This is a genomic window from Sphingobacterium sp. ML3W, assembly GCF_029542085.1.
In the GTDB taxonomy this organism is placed as follows: domain Bacteria; phylum Bacteroidota; class Bacteroidia; order Sphingobacteriales; family Sphingobacteriaceae; genus Sphingobacterium.
This window is the reverse complement of sequence record NZ_CP107036.1, coordinates 4,707,317-4,723,928: the sequence shown is the minus strand read 5'-3', so window position 1 is coordinate 4,723,928 and position 16,612 is coordinate 4,707,317. Positions and strand designations below refer to the sequence as shown.

General features: G+C 38.0%; 23 protein-coding genes. 13 read left to right on the top strand and 10 right to left on the bottom strand.

What is annotated here, in order from left to right; all coding sequences use genetic code 11:
* Positions 1–216 precede the first annotated feature (216 nt).
* Genes secA through OGI71_RS19895 form a run of 5 tightly spaced genes read left to right on the top strand, consistent with a single transcriptional unit; the run spans position 217 to position 6,266 of the window.
* Entirely contained in the window at positions 217–3,504 is a 3,288-nt protein-coding gene (gene secA / locus OGI71_RS19915) for a preprotein translocase subunit SecA (RefSeq protein WP_282251394.1), read from the top strand.
* 20 nt (positions 3,505–3,524) lie between these two features.
* A complete protein-coding gene (locus OGI71_RS19910) occupies positions 3,525–3,983 on the top strand; it encodes an SPOR domain-containing protein (protein ID WP_120261266.1) in 459 nt (152 codons plus the stop codon).
* Between the two features lie 13 nt (positions 3,984–3,996).
* Positions 3,997–5,187, top strand: coding sequence for a M20 family metallopeptidase (locus OGI71_RS19905; protein WP_282251392.1), 1,191 nt, complete (start codon positions 3,997–3,999; stop codon positions 5,185–5,187).
* 9 nt (positions 5,188–5,196) lie between these two features.
* Complete coding sequence (locus tag OGI71_RS19900; protein WP_282251391.1) at positions 5,197–5,769, top strand: thiamine diphosphokinase; 573 nt, start codon at positions 5,197–5,199, stop codon at positions 5,767–5,769.
* On the top strand, positions 5,766–6,266 hold the full coding sequence (locus tag OGI71_RS19895; protein WP_282251390.1) for a GNAT family N-acetyltransferase: 501 nt from the start codon (positions 5,766–5,768) through the stop codon (positions 6,264–6,266). Before OGI71_RS19900 ends, OGI71_RS19895 begins: the two co-directional genes overlap by 4 nt.
* Here the strand turns inward: OGI71_RS19895 and OGI71_RS19890 are convergent.
* Complete coding sequence (locus OGI71_RS19890; RefSeq protein ID WP_282251389.1) at positions 6,263–7,567, bottom strand: M20/M25/M40 family metallo-hydrolase; 1,305 nt, start codon at positions 7,565–7,567, stop codon at positions 6,263–6,265. The genes OGI71_RS19895 and OGI71_RS19890 overlap by 4 nt on opposite strands.
* A 267-nt stretch (positions 7,568–7,834) precedes the next feature.
* On the opposite strand from OGI71_RS19890, the gene OGI71_RS19885 reads away from it, so the two are divergent.
* The 3 genes from OGI71_RS19885 to OGI71_RS19875 are packed head-to-tail and all read left to right on the top strand — an operon-like array spanning position 7,835 to position 8,691.
* Positions 7,835–8,149 carry a rhodanese-like domain-containing protein gene (locus OGI71_RS19885; RefSeq protein ID WP_282251388.1) on the top strand — a complete coding sequence of 105 codons (315 nt, stop codon included), beginning with the start codon at positions 7,835–7,837 and terminating at the stop codon, positions 8,147–8,149.
* 1 nt (position 8,150) lies between these two features.
* Entirely contained in the window at positions 8,151–8,447 is a 297-nt protein-coding gene (locus OGI71_RS19880) for a PLDc N-terminal domain-containing protein (RefSeq protein ID WP_282251384.1), read from the top strand.
* A 1-nt stretch (position 8,448) separates the two neighbouring features.
* Positions 8,449–8,691, top strand: a complete 243-nt coding sequence (locus tag OGI71_RS19875) for a DUF6358 family protein (RefSeq protein WP_282251382.1) — start codon at positions 8,449–8,451, stop codon at positions 8,689–8,691.
* Positions 8,692–8,773: 82 nt separating this feature from the next.
* Here OGI71_RS19875 and gcvT read toward each other — a convergent pair whose 3' ends face one another.
* From gcvT to OGI71_RS19845, 6 genes are all read right to left on the bottom strand, one after another.
* The gene (gene gcvT, locus OGI71_RS19870; RefSeq protein ID WP_282251380.1) at positions 8,774–9,856 is read right to left on the bottom strand and encodes a glycine cleavage system aminomethyltransferase GcvT; all 1,083 of its coding nucleotides are present in this window, start codon (positions 9,854–9,856) and stop codon (positions 8,774–8,776) included.
* Between the two features lie 80 nt (positions 9,857–9,936).
* Complete coding sequence (locus OGI71_RS19865) at positions 9,937–10,755, bottom strand: hypothetical protein (protein ID WP_282251378.1); 819 nt, start codon at positions 10,753–10,755, stop codon at positions 9,937–9,939.
* Positions 10,749–11,441, bottom strand: a complete 693-nt coding sequence (locus OGI71_RS19860) for a pseudouridine synthase (protein ID WP_282251376.1) — start codon at positions 11,439–11,441, stop codon at positions 10,749–10,751. The genes OGI71_RS19865 and OGI71_RS19860 overlap by 7 nt, the downstream gene beginning before the upstream one ends.
* A gap of 1 nt (position 11,442) precedes the next feature.
* Positions 11,443–11,811: a hypothetical protein gene (locus OGI71_RS19855; RefSeq protein ID WP_282251374.1), complete on the bottom strand. Its 369-nt coding sequence runs from the start codon at positions 11,809–11,811 to the stop codon at positions 11,443–11,445.
* Between the two features lie 146 nt (positions 11,812–11,957).
* A complete protein-coding gene (locus OGI71_RS19850) occupies positions 11,958–12,455 on the bottom strand; it encodes a DUF4112 domain-containing protein (RefSeq protein WP_282251372.1) in 498 nt (165 codons plus the stop codon).
* 2 nt (positions 12,456–12,457) lie between these two features.
* Positions 12,458–13,174, bottom strand: a complete 717-nt coding sequence (locus OGI71_RS19845) for an SIMPL domain-containing protein (RefSeq protein WP_282251370.1) — start codon at positions 13,172–13,174, stop codon at positions 12,458–12,460.
* Positions 13,175–13,336: 162 nt separating this feature from the next.
* On the opposite strand from OGI71_RS19845, the gene OGI71_RS19840 reads away from it, so the two are divergent.
* Both OGI71_RS19840 and OGI71_RS19835 read left to right on the top strand, forming a co-directional pair.
* Positions 13,337–13,528: a cold-shock protein gene (locus OGI71_RS19840; protein ID WP_046672593.1), complete on the top strand. Its 192-nt coding sequence runs from the start codon at positions 13,337–13,339 to the stop codon at positions 13,526–13,528.
* 116 nt (positions 13,529–13,644) lie between these two features.
* Positions 13,645–13,842 (top strand): quinol oxidase subunit 4, encoded by a 198-nt coding sequence (locus OGI71_RS19835; RefSeq protein WP_282251369.1) that lies wholly within the window; start codon positions 13,645–13,647, stop codon positions 13,840–13,842.
* Between the two features lie 106 nt (positions 13,843–13,948).
* Here the strand turns inward: OGI71_RS19835 and OGI71_RS19830 are convergent, their stop codons facing one another.
* From OGI71_RS19830 to OGI71_RS19820, 3 genes are all read right to left on the bottom strand, one after another.
* Entirely contained in the window at positions 13,949–14,437 is a 489-nt protein-coding gene (locus tag OGI71_RS19830; RefSeq protein WP_282251368.1) for a DUF805 domain-containing protein, read from the bottom strand.
* Between the two features lie 255 nt (positions 14,438–14,692).
* Positions 14,693–15,415 carry a DNA repair protein RecO gene (recO, locus tag OGI71_RS19825; RefSeq protein ID WP_282251367.1) on the bottom strand — a complete coding sequence of 241 codons (723 nt, stop codon included), beginning with the start codon at positions 15,413–15,415 and terminating at the stop codon, positions 14,693–14,695.
* On the bottom strand, positions 15,399–15,665 hold the full coding sequence (locus tag OGI71_RS19820; RefSeq protein ID WP_282251365.1) for a signal peptidase: 267 nt from the start codon (positions 15,663–15,665) through the stop codon (positions 15,399–15,401). The genes recO and OGI71_RS19820 overlap by 17 nt, the downstream gene beginning before the upstream one ends.
* 218 nt (positions 15,666–15,883) lie before the next feature.
* Here OGI71_RS19820 and rpmB point away from each other — a divergent pair, with 218 nt between their 5' ends.
* The 3 genes from rpmB to OGI71_RS19805 all read left to right on the top strand — a co-directional run bounded on the left by rpmB (position 15,884) and on the right by OGI71_RS19805 (position 16,597).
* Entirely contained in the window at positions 15,884–16,117 is a 234-nt protein-coding gene (gene rpmB, locus OGI71_RS19815) for a 50S ribosomal protein L28 (RefSeq protein ID WP_046672597.1), read from the top strand.
* A gap of 76 nt (positions 16,118–16,193) precedes the next feature.
* Complete coding sequence (rpmG, locus tag OGI71_RS19810) at positions 16,194–16,376, top strand: 50S ribosomal protein L33 (RefSeq protein WP_002998409.1); 183 nt, start codon at positions 16,194–16,196, stop codon at positions 16,374–16,376.
* Positions 16,377–16,429: 53 nt separating this feature from the next.
* On the top strand, positions 16,430–16,597 hold the full coding sequence (locus OGI71_RS19805; protein ID WP_257095943.1) for a DUF4295 domain-containing protein: 168 nt from the start codon (positions 16,430–16,432) through the stop codon (positions 16,595–16,597).
* Positions 16,598–16,612: the final 15 nt, after the last annotated feature.

Below are 16,612 nucleotides of genomic sequence, written 5' to 3'. Positions count from 1 at the left end.
GCATACCCAGAACAGGAGATCGTAGATAATAGGGTAAATTGAGATGAGTAGAATAACAAGCTAATCCGATTGAAAAAAATAACGCAAAAAAAATAGGGGTAAGCTGTTAGATATCATATCTAATAACTAAATTTGCCCGATTAGTGTCAAATTGTCTGCAATTTTACTTTGGAGTCATTATTGTACAAAATCTTTAGTTGAGATAGAAAAAAAATTATGTTAAAGTTTTTAAGTAAATTATTTGGAAGTAAATCCGAAAGAGATATCAAGGGGATTCAGCCAGTTGTAGAGCAAATCAAAGCTGAATATGATAAACTTTCAAATCTAACCAATGACGAGTTACGTGCCAAGACCGCTGACTTCAAAGAAAGAATTAAAAATTACCTTGCAGATATTGACCAAGAAATAGATACGCTTAAAAAAGAGGCGGATCAAGATGAGGACGATATGGCTAAAAAAACTTCTATTTATGAGCAAGTAGACAAATTGTCTAAAGATCGTGATAAGAAGTTGGAAGAGGTATTGAAGGATATTTTACCAGAAGCATTTGCTGTGGTGAAGGAAACTTCAAGACGTTTGACAGAAAATGAAGAATTGGAAGTTACTGCCAGTGATTTTGACAGAGAATTGGCTGTCTACAAGCCAAACGTTATTATCAATGGTGATAAAGCCATTTGGAAAAACAAATGGATGGCTGCTGGTACAGAGGTAACCTGGAACATGGTACATTATGATGTACAGTTGATCGGTGGTATTGTATTACATAGTGGTAAGATTGCTGAGATGGCTACGGGTGAAGGTAAGACATTGGTCGGAACTTTGCCAACCTATTTGAACGCACTTTCTGGACAAGGGGTACATATCGTGACCGTGAATGATTATCTTGCTCGTCGTGACTCTGAATGGAACGCCCCATTATTTGAATTCCACGGTTTATCAGTAGATTGTATTGATAAACATCAACCAAACTCGCCGCAACGCCGTAAAGCTTACCAATCAGATATCGTATATGGTACGAACAACGAATTTGGTTTCGACTATTTACGTGATAATATGGTTCAGACACCTGATGCATTGGTGCAAGGTAAATTGCATTTTGCCATGGTCGATGAGGTTGACTCGGTTTTAATTGACGATGCCCGTACGCCATTGATTATTTCAGGTCCTATCCCTCGTGGTGATCAACATGAGTTCTATCAATTGAAACCACGTATTGAGCGTTTGGTACATGTCCAAAAGGCTTATATCAATACCGTATTAAATGATGCTAAAAAAGCATTGGCTGCAGGTGATTCTGATGTAGAAGGTGGTGGCCTAGCTTTATTAAGAGCTTACAGAGGTTTACCTAAAAATAAAGCCTTAATCAAATTCTTGAGTGAAGGAGCTAATCGTTCTATCTTGCAAAAAGTAGAAAACTACTATATGCAAGAGCAAAATAAAAATATGCCTAAAGTTGATGCCGAGCTTTATTTTGTCATCGATGAGAAGAACAATCAGGTAGAACTGACTGAAAAAGGTATTGAATTGATCACAGCCACAGGAGAGGATCCTTCATTCTTTATTTTACCTGATGTAGGTACTGAGATCGCGGAAATTGAAAAGTCTTCGTTGACTTTGGAAGAAAAAGCCGCTCAGAAAGAAGATATGTTACGCGATTACTCAATTAAGGCTGATCGTATTCACTCGATCAATCAATTATTGAAAGCATATACCCTATTCGAGAATGATGTAGAATATATCGTTGACGAGGGTAAAGTGAAAATTGTCGATGAGCAAACAGGCCGTATCATGGATGGTCGTCGTTACTCGGACGGTTTACACCAAGCGATCGAAGCGAAAGAAAATGTAAAAGTCGAAGATGCGACACAGACTTATGCGACGATTACATTACAAAACTACTTCCGTATGTACCACAAACTTTCGGGGATGACTGGTACAGCTTCAACAGAAGCGGGAGAGCTTTGGGAAATCTACAAATTGGATGTTGTTGAAATCCCTACGAATCGTGGTATCCAACGAAATGACCAACAGGATTTTATTTATCGTACTGCACGTGAAAAATACAATGCAGTGGCGGAAGAAATCCAACGTCTGACAGAACAAGGTCGTCCTGTATTGGTTGGTACAACATCGGTAGAAATTTCCGAATTATTGAGTCGTATGCTTCAATTACGGAAGATCAAACATAATGTCTTGAACGCGAAGTTGCACCAGAAAGAAGCCGATATCGTTGCAGAAGCTGGCCAACCAGGCCAAGTAACCATTGCTACGAATATGGCTGGTCGTGGTACCGATATTAAATTGACCGAGATCGTTAAAAACGCTGGGGGTCTTGCTATTATTGGTACTGAGCGTCATGAATCGCGTCGTGTTGACCGTCAGTTACGTGGTCGTGCAGGTCGTCAGGGGGATCCAGGATCATCACAATTCTTTGTTTCCTTGGAAGATAACTTAATGCGTCTATTTGCTTCTGAAAGAATCTCCAATATCATGGTAAAAATGGGTGTTGAAGAGGGAGAAGTAATGCAACATAGCATGTTGACCAAATCTATCGAGCGTGCACAACGTAAAGTTGAGGAGAATAACTTCGGTATTCGTAAACGTTTATTGGAATATGATGACGTCATGAACTCCCAACGTACAGTAATCTATTCAAAACGTAAAAATGCTTTATTCGGAGAGCGTTTAGACGTGGATTTGAATAATATGATCTTTGACGTTGCTGAAGAGATTGTTGCTGAAGCCAAAGAGCAAGGTAATTTTGAAGACTTCCAAATCGAAGTAATCCGTATTTTTGCGATTACTCCGGAAATTACTGCTGAAGAGTTTGCACAAGGTAAGATTGAAGGACTGACAGATCGTCTTTTCGAGCAAGCAATTAACGCTTACCATCATAAAATTGACGCTATTGGCGCATTGACTGTTCCGGTATTAAATAATGTGTATGCAGAACGCGGTCAGATTGTTGAAAATGTGGTTATTCCATTTACAGACGGTATCCGCGGTATCCAAGTTTCAGCTAATTTGAAGAAAGCGATTGAGAGCAATGGTAAAGAGGTTTTCAAATCGTTTGAAAAAGGAATCGTCTTGGCATTGATCGATGAAGCGTGGAAAGAGCATTTACGTGAAATGGATGATCTAAAACAATCTGTTCAAAATGCTGTTTATGAACAAAAGGATCCGATTATTATCTATAAAATGGAAGCCTTTAACTTGTTCAAATCCATGTTGGCTTCTATGAACAAGGATGTCGTGAGCTTTATATTCAAAGGTGAGATCCCTGGACAGGAAACAACTTCATTACAGGCTAGACAAGTAAATCAAGCTCCTGTAAAGACGATTGAAACAAAAGCAGAATTAGTTTCACCAACAGGTGTCAGTGAAGAAGATGTGAATGATGGACCGAAAGAACCTGTTCGCAACGAGAATACAGTAGGACGCAATGACGAATGTCCTTGTGGTTCAGGAAAAAAATATAAAAATTGCCACGGCGCAAATAACTAATCGATAAGAAAAGTTAAACTATGCTGAAGAGAGGATTGATTTTCATACATGCACTTGTGCTATTTACGATCGTTAATGTAAAGGCGCAAGAAAAGGGTGGAGTTATTGTAACCAAAGATTCTTTGATTACACAGCTTCAAAATTTTAGGGCTGCCATGGGAATCAATCCTGTCGAAAGCAAAATCACAACAGTTCCTTCGAAACCTGTTGTACGTTCTGCTGCAACAAGAGTCAAGGTGAGAGGCTTTCGCGTACAGATCTTTGCTGGATCTAGTCGAAATCAAGCTTTTTCGGAGCAAACTCGTTTCCGGGGAATGTATAAAGATGTTGATACCTATATCACCTATGATGAACCCAATTATCGGGTGAAGGTGGGCGACTTTAGAAGTCGTTCCGAAGCAAATGCGTTTATGCGTGAGCTGCGTCAATATTTTAGTAACGTTTTCGTATTTTCAGAAAGCGTTTTTGTCTATCAATAAATCAAACAACCTCATGGCAAGTACGAAAGAAAAAGTCCTGGCCTTAGCCCATCAATACTTTGAAGATACAGTCGCTAACCGTAGACATCTTCATCAAAATCCTGAACTTTCCTTTGAAGAGTATAATACTTCGGCATTTGTAAAGGCGCAGCTGGATCAATTAGGCATCCCTTACGAAGTAAAAGCAGATACGGGTATTGTAGCACTAATTAAAGGTGAACTCCCTTCAGATGAAGTAATCGCATTGCGAGGGGATATGGATGCATTACCTATTCAGGAAGTCGAAGGACGACCTTATGGATCCAATAACCCAGGCGTCATGCATGCTTGTGGCCATGATGTACATACATCCTCGCTTTTGGGAACTGCGAAGATATTACATAGCTTGAAAGCTGAATTTGGTGGTACGGTAAAGTTAATCTTTCAGCCAGGCGAAGAACGTTTGCCTGGAGGTGCATCCATTATGATCAAAGAAGGAGCACTACAAAATCCTGCACCTTCTGCTATAATAGGTCAACATGTAATGCCGTTTATCGAAGTTGGCAAAGTTGGATTTCGTGAAGGTAAGTATATGGCTTCCTGTGACGAGTTATTTATGACCGTTAAAGGTAGAGGAGGGCACGGAGCACATCCACATCAGAATATTGATCCGATTGTGATCACAGCACATATTATTACTGCTTTACAACAGATAGCAAGCCGCTTTGCAGATCCGCGTACACCGACGGTTTTGTCTTTTGGCAAAATCATCGCTAACGGTGCAACAAATATTGTTCCTGACCAAGTTTATCTCGAGGGTACATTCCGTACATTCGATGAGCAATGGCGCGCCGAAGCACATGAGAAGATGGTAAAAATGGCTGTTGGAATCGCAGAAAGTATGGGTGCTACCTGTGATTTTGAGGTTCGCAGAGGCTATCCATTTTTGATCAATGAGCCTGAACTGACGAAGAGTGCGCGTACTTTTGCGGAGGAATATCTTGGAAAAGAGAATGTCGTGGATTTAGATCTTTGGCCTGCTGCTGAAGATTTTTCCTACTATTCGCAAGAAATCAATGCTTGTTTCTACCGACTAGGCACGGGAAATAAAGCGAAAGGAATAACTTCTGCGGTTCATACACCAACCTTCGATGTTGACGAGTCCTCGTTGGAGATCAGTACAGGGCTAATGGCGTATATCACGTTGCGCAGATTAGGCTATTAGATCTTTAGTATGTCATCGCATCATATCGTTCGTGAGAACCAGGAGCCTGCTCTGCTGATTGAAGACCTTTTTCTCATAGACGAAGAAGATTTGGGGCAATTGCTTGAATGGAGTCCAACAATTGTTATAGAAAACAATATGGTTGATCCATTGGACGCTAGAGGATACAAGTTTGATATTGTTTTTGCGCAGACCCAAGCGAATCAAGCGCAGGAGAATTTAAAAGTGATTCCATATATCGATAGTTTTTTACAATCGGCCATTGGATATCTCATTAAACATCAGTATAAGGCGGTCAATATTATTACGGATCAAATAAGTCTTGCACACTATCAACACTATTTGGATCAGATCAATGTGGTCTTGTTAGCTAAGGGGGTACGCTACTATTTTGTACCTACCGGTTTTACAAAATGGAAAACGGAGGGTGAACAGCTAAACATAGATTCCCAAGGTGAAGAAATCACGACAGAAGGGCTTCGAAAAATTGGTGAAGATCTTTATGAAACAGTAGCGGATGGCTTATTTACCCTCAGATTTTCGAAATCAAAATATATTTTAATAGGAGAGACAATCTCATGATAACAATAGAATTAGCTGAACAGACAGATATCCGTAGCATTTCTAATATGGCGCATATTATATGGCCTGAAGCTTATGGAGAAATACTTTCAAAAGACCAAATTGATTTCATGCTGGAGAAAAGCTATACCATAGAGGGCTTAGCTGAAGGAATGGTCGGTGGACAGTTCTTTTATATTCTGAAGGAAGACGGTATTGGCCAAGGTTTTGTTGCATTGAAAACTCTTACAGATAAACTCCGTATTGAGAAGCTCTATTTGATGCCCAATGTTCAGGGAAAAGGTTTTGGGAAAGCATTGATTGACTTTGCTATTGAAAAAGCGAAAGCCAAAGGCAAGGACATTTTGGAACTCAATGTAAATAGAAATAACCCTGCTTACCATTTCTATTTAAAGCAGGGTTTTCAGGTTATTGAAACTGTTGATATTCCCTATTATGACTATGTATTGAATGACTATGTCATGCAGCTGGCAATAGATCGTACAGCCACTTCCTAGTCTTTTAATTTTTCCACACGCGAGGGAGTTTGCTTGCCTTCTACAATACCTGAGGCCCCAATCGCAATCGCTTCGATACTGGAGATAATATTTTGAACGTTTAATGTGGTTACTTCATCCTTTACGGTGTGGTAATATTCGTCTTTATCCATTTGCGATGTAGAAAATGAATGCGCGGGAACACCTTTAGCCGCTAACACAGCATTATCACTTCGATAGAATAGATTTTGTTTTGTATAAGGATCAGGATAAAATTTGAAATTTGTGTTTTTCAGATTTTCCTGCATTAATTTGCCTAAATCGGATTGATCATATCCTGTTATATAGACCGTATTAGGGCCAAATTTTGAATCTTTTCCGATCATTTCCATATTGACCATTGCCACAACCTGGTCCGCATTGATGTGATTGGAAAAATATTTTGAACCATACATACCGAGCTCTTCTGCTGTAAATGCCACAAAGATAAGTGTCCTTTCATTGCTGTTTTTCTTTTTATAGTAGTCTGCCAGCGTCAACATCGCTGTTACTCCCGAAGCATCATCATCGGCTCCATTTGCGATCGAATCCTGTCCAACAGCAGGTAATATACCAATATGGTCATAATGCCCTGAAAAGATCACATATTCATTTGGCTTGCTTTTTCCGGGGATAACTCCCGCAACATTAAAAAGCGGGAAGTTTTGAAGATTCCGTTCAATATGAATGTGGAATGTTTTTGGTTTTTCCTTGGTTAGCAGATAAACTATTGAGGGTTTTTGTATACTTGAATCTTCAATAAATTTTGGGTTGCTAAGCATCTGGCCAAAACGAACAAAAGAGGCTTCAAAGGATGGATCTACCAATACAAGTGTATTTTCTTTGGATAAGGACTGTTCCCGGAAGGCCTGAGCGAAATCGGAGTCGGATGTAATGTTAACGATTTTAATGGGACTTTTATCATCCCATTTGAGATCCACATGGTTTCCAAGCGATATGATATGCTCCGCGGGAATTGTCTTTTTATTTATGGTTGCGGTATTGCTTTTTGGCGAGAGTTTGTCCAGTTGGAATGTTTGTCTGAAAGACTCTTCGGCATAAGGTTTAAGACCCATTTTTTTCATCTCTCCCGCGATAAAATCTGCAGCAGGCTCAATGTCCTTTGTTAAGGCTGATCGTCCACGCATATTATCCGAGGCCAACGTATTTAAGATACGACTCACGTCCTGACCTTGTTGTTCGGAAATCACTTGCTGTCCAAATGTCATGGAAGATAGCGCAATTAGCGATAAGGCTAAAAATATTTTAGGTGCTGATTTCATAAAGTTAGTAATGTTCGGATGAAGATAATGATTTCGCATGTAATTTTTGCGGAAATTCGTAATGCCTTACCATAAACCCATATCATCTTTATGCTCAAGGTCATGAAAGTTGAAATGGAGGATGTTAATGAATTCCGAGAAAAGATGCTTTCAATAAACCTTTCGAGGATCCATTGAATTGGCAACAGGTACGAAAGTTCTTGATGGTCTTTGAAGACAGACGATTCAGAAAAAAATGTAGTATATTTGAGTATAAATTATTTGACAATGAAAGAAGTATCTGTACAAGAATTAAAGAACAAGATCGATAATAACGAAGATTTTCAATTGATTGATGTGCGTGAGTCATTTGAATACGAAGTTTCAAATTTGGACGGTTTAAATATTCCACTTTCGGGAATTTTGATCGAGTCCGATAAGATTGCGAAGGATAAACCGGTTATCGTTCAATGTCGTTCTGGAAAACGTTCAGCACAGGCAATTATGTTGTTGGAGCAACAAGGATTTGATAATCTAGCAAATTTAAAAGGCGGCATCTTGGCCTGGAAAGAGGAAATCGATCCAGAGTTAGACGTTTATTAATATGAAAAATTTGGAGCATCAGACTAAACAAGCTTTCTTGTTTAGTCTTGCTTTTTATATCGTAGCCCTATTAACTCGGCTCTTAAATTTAGGGATCTTCCCTGTATTAGGTAGTCTCTCTATTTTATTGTCCCTTTTATGGGTGATATTGACCTTGCGGGAAATTATGCTTTCCAGGACTATTTCCAATGGTGAGCGCATGTTGATGGCACTGGCTATTGTACTGTTTAATATTATCGGCGGAATTTTCTATTTCTTTGTGTGGCGACCGCGTGTATTGGGATTAACAAAAAAGTAATATGACAAAATATTTTATACTGAATATTGTATTGAACTTGGCCATTGTATTTTTGGCGTATTGTGGATTTGAAGGATATAAAGCTGGAAATATGTTGGTGACAGGATTGTCTATCGCATTTTTGGTTGTTCTGATTTACCTTAAGGTAGTCTTAAGCAAGCGGATAAAAGTCGTTATCCAAGAAAAGGATCATGAAAAAAAGCAGGAATATGCTGCCAAGCAAGCAAAAGGAAAAAATAAATAGTAGCGAGTTTCTTACTTATCACATACAAAAAGAGCAGAAAACAATCGTCTTCTGCTCTTTTTTATATTATCTACACCTGTTCTTATTTTACAAATGGAGGTTTCGTTACTTTAGCTTTAACTTTTTGATTACGGATATGGATAAAGATATCTGTACCATCTTTTGCAAATGCAGTATCTACGTAACCCAAACCTACTGATTTTTTCAATGTTGGAGATTGCGTTCCAGAAGTAACACGGCCAATCACATTGCCATCAGCATCTACGATTTCATAATCGTGACGCGGGATACCTCTGTCGATCATTTCAAAACCAACCAGTTTCTTTTTAAGTCCAGCTTCTTTCTCAGCTTTAAGTGCAGCAGAATTTACAAAGTCTTTTGTGAACTTCGTTACCCAACCCAATCCGGCCTCTAAAGGAGAAGTATTATCATCAATGTCATTTCCATAAAGACAAAAACCCATTTCTAAACGTAAAGTGTCGCGAGCACCCAATCCGATAGGTTTAATTCCGTAAGCTTTTCCAGCTTCAAAAATAGCATCCCAAACTTTCTGAGCATCTTCATTGGCAACGTAAATCTCGAAACCACCAGCACCAGTATATCCTGTAGCGGATACCAATACGTTATCTACCCCAGCAAAAGTACCTTTGGCAAAGGTATAGTATTCCATTGGTGCAAGCTCGATATCTGTCAGCGATTGTAAAGCATCCGCTGCTTTAGGGCCCTGAACTGCAAATAAAGAAGTCTGGTCAGAAATATTTTTCATTTCTACGCCATCGGTATTGTATTTGGAAATCCAGTTCCAGTCTTTTTCAATATTGGACGCATTGACAACCAAAAAATAAGTGTTATCGTCTAGTCTGTATGTCAGAAAATCATCTACTACACCGCCCGTTTCGTTTGGAATATAAGCATATTGAACTTTGCCGTCATATAATTTCGATACATCATTTGAAGAAATTTTTTGAAGAAGATCCAGGGCTTTCTCTCCTTTGAGGATGAATTCGCCCATGTGGCTTACATCAAAAACTCCTACACCTGTACGAACTGTTTCGTGCTCATCATTGATACCTGTATATTGTACTGGCATGTTGAAGCCTGCGAAGGGAACCATCTTTGCTCCTAAAGCAATGTGCGTCTCCGAAAGGGCAGTATTTTTTAACATAAAAATTAAGTTTTAATCAGTTGCAAATTTAATAAAATATACGTGATTCCTAGCCTTGAATCTATTTTAGAACAAACGATTTAATTCGTTACTTTCAACGAATAAACCATCAACTCAGCATCTTCTGTATCAGCATCTTCGCAAAGTAAGAAAATTAAACCGTTATCAGTTTTCTCTTTGAAGGTGATTCCCTCAAACTTGTGATTTTCGGGTATTTGAAATACTTTAGGTTTGGAGGACAGATCTGTTGATATTTTCCCAAGTAAAGATCCCGCGATCTCCCCATCGAGATAGGTCGATTTTGCATCTTCTGCAGTTGCAATGAAATAAATGTCATCACCGACAACTGTCGCATCGGAAAAACCGGTGCTGATCCCATTTAACTTGGGTAATTCAATAGGAATATACCTATATTTATCTTCAGCATTACTGTTATATTCGAAAACAGCATTGATGCCTTTGGGGCCATTTCCTCTATTGAAAAACAATATTCGGTCATCAATATGTACTACGCCTTCTATGTTAAAGTCCTCTTTGCTTATCCCAAATTTCTGCATAAAATGCGTATAGATTTTACTATAGTCTTCCTGTATGACCTTTTTTCCGTCCCAAATAAAACGATTGTTTCTTTTTTCAGTTGACCCTGAGCCATAGAGATAATAACGATTGCCATAGAAAGTAATAGATTCAAGATCCATTTTATTCGCTTTGCTTATATTTTCCATGGGCTCAGCTTCAAATAAGACTGTTTTGGATAAGCGTAGGTGGGTGAGGTTGTAGCTATAGAGGTAATTGCTGTTATCCGATACAATATGGAGTTCATCATTATTGTAGACAATCCCAGATGCTGCGGCGATGCCCGATATGCTGATAAATGCTTCGAGAATTAATTTTAACATAATTCGTGTATGTTTAAGATTCCAAGTACTTTCTGGAAATCGGATTGGATAGCTGCTTTTACATGAACAGTTTCACCTGACAGCGGATGTTTGAAGGTTAATTCAGAGGCATGCAGTAGCATTGTATCCATCTGGTAGTTCTCTTTCCAGAATTTATTTTGCTTGTTACAGCCATGCGGACGATCACCGATAATGGGATAAAAGATGTGTGCAAAGTGACGCCGTAATTGATGCATGCGACCAGTCAGCGGATTGGCTTCAACAAGACTGTAACGCGAGGTTGGGAATTTCCCGAAAGGAATATCGAGCTCACTCTTAGCCAATAGTCTAAATGATGTCTGTGCTTCCTGAATCGTGCCATTGTCTTTTTTCAAAGGATAGTCGATAATCCCTTCTTCAGGGGCGAAGCCTCTCAGTACGGCGAGGTATTTTTTGTCTATTTGATGTTCCTGAAAGCTTTTTTGTAAATATTGATCTGTTTCTTTATTCAGGGAAAATAACAGCACACCGCCAGTTTTACGATCCAAGCGATGTGCCGGATACACCGTTTTTCCGAGCTGATCCCGTAGTATTTGAAGGGCAAATTCGGATGTATCACGCGCAATGGATGAGCGATGCACTAATAAACCATGTGGCTTATTAATCGCTACGATGGATTCGTCTTCGTAAAGAATTTCTAAGGACATATTAGATCTTTTTCAATGCAGCAATGATTTCATCTGCTTTTTCGTCAATCTTGGGGCTCAACCAAATCTGTTTAAATGCACCACCACCTATAATCTGTTCTTTACCTTGCCATTTGATCTTGGTGAGGGAAAAGAGATAATAGTTGTCTATAATAACAGAATTTTGGACAAAATCATCGACTAATTTGTTCCCAAAAAGTTGCATGCCCAATCCAAAAAAGGCCTGGTCTTTTGCATGAAGCTGACTTTTCAATAATTGCTCGGCTTTTGCACGTACAATTTTCTCATGCTCCTCTTTGCTTGGATTTGTCAGGATGGCCGCTAGCATGATGACAACCAGAAGTAGGGCAAATATTCTTTTTTTACTCATTTTATAATACTAAAATTAGTGTTGATAGATCAGGTAAAAACAGTATCTATCGCTATCAAAATTATTAAATAGATATCAGATATGCACAATTGTTTTTGTACGAAGGATTTGTTGTGGACGGAGGGAGGGGTAAAAAAGGCTGGATCTTAAAAAGAAATCCCATTTAGAAGAGAAAACGCCCAGGAAAAGAAAATCCAGATCAGGTAACAAGTGCCTCCTATTAAGATAAATAGTAGGAATACTATCGTTAGGATAATACCTATACCAGAGCCTTTGTGTCGCCCCTCATAATAGTGCTCGCGTAAAAGTTTGATATTCTTTTCATTGGCTTTGCTATAGAAATCGAATATATTACCCAGAAAAGGGATGCTTCCTAAGATTGCGTCGAGGCTGATATTGAGTAGCATGCGGATAACTAATTTTGGACTTGCCCCATTTCGCCACATGGCGATGACCAGAACCAGTGATGTGCCAAGGCCGGCAATAGCACCGCCCAAAGGAATCAAATTCAAAATTGGATCTAATCCGAACCGGAAATTACCAATCTTGAATTGATTATCCATTAACCAAGATATTCGGTTGATCCAACCGAAATCTTGGTCTATTTGTTTCTTCTTATCTTCTTGAGATAATTCTCTATGCATGATTACAATAGTTCGAAAGAAGCGCTGATTTCGCTGGTCACTTTCATTGGTCTGATATTTAAGTCCAGCCCATTACCACCCGCGTCGTCTGCCATTTCTGCCATGGCGCCTTTATACATCGCATTACGCATCATCGGCTGAACACCAAAAATAATTTGTTGAGGCGTCTCCGAAAGCACGATTGCTTTACCAATTTTTTGTCCTGCTGCTTCAGCGAGAATCTGCGCATTCACTTTGGCATCTAAAACCGCTTTTGTTTTTAAGGTCTTTTCAAGTTCTTTTTTCTTCGAATAATCGTATTCGCTAATGTAGGTGCTTTGAATACCGGCCTTATCGACACCATCCAATAATTGATCTAAGTTGTTTAAGTTGGTAACCTTGATGCGGTATTGTCTGGAAAGCAAGATATCCGTATCCTTTTTCTTTTTTTCCGGAGTATTGTAACTCCAGATATTCTGGATCGTAAAATCTTCTTTTTTAACACCAGCTTTTGTTGCCGAATCAAATAAGTCTTTTTCTAACTTATCTATAGCAACCTTTTTCTTGGTGTTTCCATTGTCATAAAACTCTTTTAGTGTAACATCTATATAGATGATGTCTGGAGTCACTTCTTCTTCAGCGCGACCCACTGTGGATACAAATTCTTTATTTACCATTTGTTGAGCGTTTAGTTTTGTCATCAAACCTAAAAAAGCCAGTCCTAATAATATTTTTTTCATGTTTTACTATCTTAAAGTTTTATAATAATACGATTGCTATTGTCGCATTGCTACAAGATTGGAGCCAAAGTAGACAAAAAAGTTTAACGGATAAAAAAAATAAAAACGTTCAGATTTTTAATTTTATTTCTATACCTTTAGGGAAATTAATAAAATAGTGCCATGCAAGAAGGTAAAGTAAAATTCTTTAATGAGACCAAAGGTTTCGGTTTCATCATCCCTAATTCAGGCGAGAGCGAAATTTTTGTTCACGTTTCTGGATTAGTTGACAAAGTTCGTGAGAATGACAATGTATCTTACGAAGTTGAACAAGGCCGTAAAGGTCTTAATGCGGTAAATGTAAGAGTTATCTAATTAGATTCAAGATATATTTATTGTGAAAAAGCCTATGCCATCTGCATGGGCTTTTTTATTGAGGAAATATTTTGGACTGATAATTGTATTGATATGTTTCAAATATATAGTTTAACATGAAACGTACTTTAGTATTGATCCTTTCTGTGGTGCTGGCAATTTCGATGTCCGCATGTTATTCCTCGCATCATGGACATAGACATGGGCGTGGATCAAAAGGTATGCCTCCTGGTCAGGCAAAAAAATATTATGGAGAACAATCTGCAAAAGATTTTGCTCCAGGACAACAAAAGAAAAAGAAACATAAACATTGATCTCAGGGATTTTTCGCTTTTGCAGGAAATTCCGTACTCAACAAAAGTGAATAACAAAAAAGAGCTTTCATTTTAATGAAAGCTCTTTTTTGTTATTTCGAACGACCTATGCAAAAGGATCGTTATCTGCAGGAGGTGTTGAAGATGAGCTTGGTGTCTGTGAACTTCCAAAGGGGTTATTCGGTTGTGAAGAACCAAATGGATCTTGTGGCTGATTGAATGGATGGTTTGTTCCATTTTCCTCCGCTTTTGGATCAGGACCGTATTGATTAGGCCCCTTGTCTCCTTCAATAACCATTAAATAAATCAGGTATAAGTTGACAAATGGAATAAGAGCCAACAGTAAAAACCAGCCCGATTTATTTGTGTCATGTAGTCTTCGTACTGCAACAGCAATACCTGGGATAAGTAATGCTAAACTTATTAAACCAGAAATATAAGAAAATACATCTGCAATTCGGCCGAGTATTCCGAAGACTACTCCAATGATAACGTTTGCCAAAAAGAACATCCAATACTCTTTACGGCGTGCACGTCCATTAAAGTTTGCATAGTTATCCCGTACAACTTTTAAAAACCAATCTTTAATTTCCATATAATTTTTAGATTTTTAGGTGAAAAATATGTTAGTAAATCATTTGTTAATATGGTTCTGTTACAATAAATGTACCAAGAATTTATCTGGTTAAACAATTATTATGGAAGCCTTATTGGGCTCAATTTAATATTAATTTAAAATAGATCCTAATGTTATGTGCTCATTGGTCTCCCATTGAGTGTATCTTTTTATTCCTCCAAATGTACAGGCCTGTCTTGGGGATGACCTATTTATAATAACAGTTGTACAGCACTATCGAAAAATCTCTTCAAGTATATAGAGCGATTTTATCTCCTTGAAATTTGTGCGGTGGAGACGGTAGAAATCCAGCAACTTTTCCAATAAAAATTGTCGGTCTGTACTAGACATTTTGATATGATCACAATTTGAGTATTCTGATGTTATTAAATCCCGGAAAATTGAAGTATGTGGTTCCTGAAGTACAAGCGGGTGTTCTGGGAGACTGTTTGAAAATGTTGCTTCGTGTAGGTTAAAATAGGGCAGAGACTGTTTGGATGCGGTCGGATAAAAGCCAAGAAAGCGTGTCAGTTTGATTAGAAATACCAGATGAAAATTGGCTAGATTTAAATGGGTTTCATCTAACCATCGGATAGACTGATGGATGAATTCAAATAAATAAGGGTCACTTTCTTGTTCTTTTAATACTTTGTACAAAATTTCATTTAAAAAGAGCGCTAGCGAACTTTTTATAATATCGTAAGGTATTTCCTGTAATACCGGAGTTTGCCGAGCTTCCGAAATGCGCTGTAGTGAGCCATTGTCCTTGTGTGTTGCTATGATTTCCAGCAGATATAAAGGTTGTAAGATATTGGCTTTGATTTTTGCTTTTGGCTTACGTGCTCCAGCAATGAGATAAGATTGCATGCCAAATGACTCGGTATATAGTTGCGCGACGAGGCTGCTTTCCGAATAATTTGTTGTTTTTAAGACGACAGCTCTAGTTTTGTTCAGCATCTTCTTCCTTGTCTTTTTTAGGAACATCCTCCTTATGGGCCTCTCCACGCATCTCGATAATTGCATTGCGGTCCACTTTTCGAATCATTCTATAAATTAATGTGAGGAAACCAATGCTAAATGCAACCACTCCGACGAGCATGGCTAATTTATACCAGTTGGATCGTTGTTCCATCAGGTAATAACCGAGGATAACCAATAATACACCAATGATTATTTCTCTTAGACCCTTGCGAAGATATTTGTTCATAAATGTGAATTGTTGAAAACTATTTTTCTTTACAGAGCAAATATAATACAATAAAATGCTTTATTTTTGCCCATACCATTCCTGTGTAGAACTATTTTTAAAAATAATTCCCTTAATGTTGTTGCTTATCTAAAAAAAAATATAGATATTTGCAAACTCTTTGCAGAGAGTGCAAAGGATTAACATATTGTAATAAAGACAACAAAAAAGATAATATCATGTCAAGAATTTGTGATTTAACAGGCAAAGCAGCGTTAACAGGAAATAACGTTTCTCACTCAAACGTTAAAACTAAACGTAAATTCTATCCAAATTTACAAACTAAACGTTTTTACATTCCAGAAGAAGATCGTTGGATTACGTTGAAAGTATCTACTTCTGCTATCAAGACCATCAACAAGAACGGTATCACAGCTGCGATCAATAAATTTATCGTTAAAGGATCAATTTAATATTGATTTATCGCCTGTTACATTAAGATTATTCATGAATTTCAATCCTATATTAGGATCAAAATAAAGTAAAACAATGGCTAAAAAAGGAAATAGAGTACAAGTTATCTTAGAATGTACTGAACACAAAGAAAGTGGTCTTCCGGGAATGTCTCGTTACATCACTACTAAAAACAAAAAGAACACAACTGAGCGTTTAGAGTTGAAAAAATTCAACCCAGTATTGAGAAAAGTTACTGTTCATAAAGAAATTAAGTAATTCACCCATCTTAGCACTTGCAATAGAGGGCTGAGTAAAAATATTTAAATACCATGGCAAAGAAAGCAGTTGCATCGTTACAAAAAGGTGGCGGTAAAGAATTTACAAAGGTTATTGTTACTACTAAATCTGCGAAAACTGGCGCGTATACTTTCAAAGAAGGTATGATTCACAATGATAAAGTGAAAGACGTAGTTGCAGAAGCTCAAAAAAATAACTAGTAGCATTTTCCTTTT

What these genes read in the sequence shown, in the direction of transcription:
- rpmG (WP_002998409.1), top strand. Translation starts at nt 16,194, where the DNA reads ATGGCTAAAAAAGGAAATAGAGTACAAGTTATCTTAGAATGTACTGAA.
- OGI71_RS19840 (WP_046672593.1), top strand. Translation starts at nt 13,337, where the DNA reads ATGCAAGAAGGTAAAGTAAAATTCTTTAATGAGACCAAAGGTTTCGGT.
- OGI71_RS19820 (WP_282251365.1), bottom strand. Translation starts at nt 15,665, where the DNA reads ATGAACAAATATCTTCGCAAGGGTCTAAGAGAAATAATCATTGGTGTA.
- OGI71_RS19850 (WP_282251372.1), bottom strand. Translation starts at nt 12,455, where the DNA reads ATGCATAGAGAATTATCTCAAGAAGATAAGAAGAAACAAATAGACCAA.
- OGI71_RS19845 (WP_282251370.1), bottom strand. Translation starts at nt 13,174, where the DNA reads ATGAAAAAAATATTATTAGGACTGGCTTTTTTAGGTTTGATGACAAAA.
- gcvT (WP_282251380.1), bottom strand. Translation starts at nt 9,856, where the DNA reads ATGTTAAAAAATACTGCCCTTTCGGAGACGCACATTGCTTTAGGAGCA.
- secA (WP_282251394.1), top strand. Translation starts at nt 217, where the DNA reads ATGTTAAAGTTTTTAAGTAAATTATTTGGAAGTAAATCCGAAAGAGAT.
- OGI71_RS19805 (WP_257095943.1), top strand. Translation starts at nt 16,430, where the DNA reads ATGGCAAAGAAAGCAGTTGCATCGTTACAAAAAGGTGGCGGTAAAGAA.
- OGI71_RS19860 (WP_282251376.1), bottom strand. Translation starts at nt 11,441, where the DNA reads ATGTCCTTAGAAATTCTTTACGAAGACGAATCCATCGTAGCGATTAAT.
- OGI71_RS19865 (WP_282251378.1), bottom strand. Translation starts at nt 10,755, where the DNA reads ATGTTAAAATTAATTCTCGAAGCATTTATCAGCATATCGGGCATCGCC.
- OGI71_RS19905 (WP_282251392.1), top strand. Translation starts at nt 3,997, where the DNA reads ATGGCAAGTACGAAAGAAAAAGTCCTGGCCTTAGCCCATCAATACTTT.
- recO (WP_282251367.1), bottom strand. Translation starts at nt 15,415, where the DNA reads ATGCTGAACAAAACTAGAGCTGTCGTCTTAAAAACAACAAATTATTCG.
- OGI71_RS19875 (WP_282251382.1), top strand. Translation starts at nt 8,449, where the DNA reads ATGACAAAATATTTTATACTGAATATTGTATTGAACTTGGCCATTGTA.
- OGI71_RS19855 (WP_282251374.1), bottom strand. Translation starts at nt 11,811, where the DNA reads ATGAGTAAAAAAAGAATATTTGCCCTACTTCTGGTTGTCATCATGCTA.
- OGI71_RS19895 (WP_282251390.1), top strand. Translation starts at nt 5,766, where the DNA reads ATGATAACAATAGAATTAGCTGAACAGACAGATATCCGTAGCATTTCT.
- OGI71_RS19880 (WP_282251384.1), top strand. Translation starts at nt 8,151, where the DNA reads ATGAAAAATTTGGAGCATCAGACTAAACAAGCTTTCTTGTTTAGTCTT.
- OGI71_RS19910 (WP_120261266.1), top strand. Translation starts at nt 3,525, where the DNA reads ATGCTGAAGAGAGGATTGATTTTCATACATGCACTTGTGCTATTTACG.
- rpmB (WP_046672597.1), top strand. Translation starts at nt 15,884, where the DNA reads ATGTCAAGAATTTGTGATTTAACAGGCAAAGCAGCGTTAACAGGAAAT.
- OGI71_RS19900 (WP_282251391.1), top strand. Translation starts at nt 5,197, where the DNA reads ATGTCATCGCATCATATCGTTCGTGAGAACCAGGAGCCTGCTCTGCTG.
- OGI71_RS19835 (WP_282251369.1), top strand. Translation starts at nt 13,645, where the DNA reads ATGAAACGTACTTTAGTATTGATCCTTTCTGTGGTGCTGGCAATTTCG.
- OGI71_RS19890 (WP_282251389.1), bottom strand. Translation starts at nt 7,567, where the DNA reads ATGAAATCAGCACCTAAAATATTTTTAGCCTTATCGCTAATTGCGCTA.
- OGI71_RS19830 (WP_282251368.1), bottom strand. Translation starts at nt 14,437, where the DNA reads ATGGAAATTAAAGATTGGTTTTTAAAAGTTGTACGGGATAACTATGCA.
- OGI71_RS19885 (WP_282251388.1), top strand. Translation starts at nt 7,835, where the DNA reads ATGAAAGAAGTATCTGTACAAGAATTAAAGAACAAGATCGATAATAAC.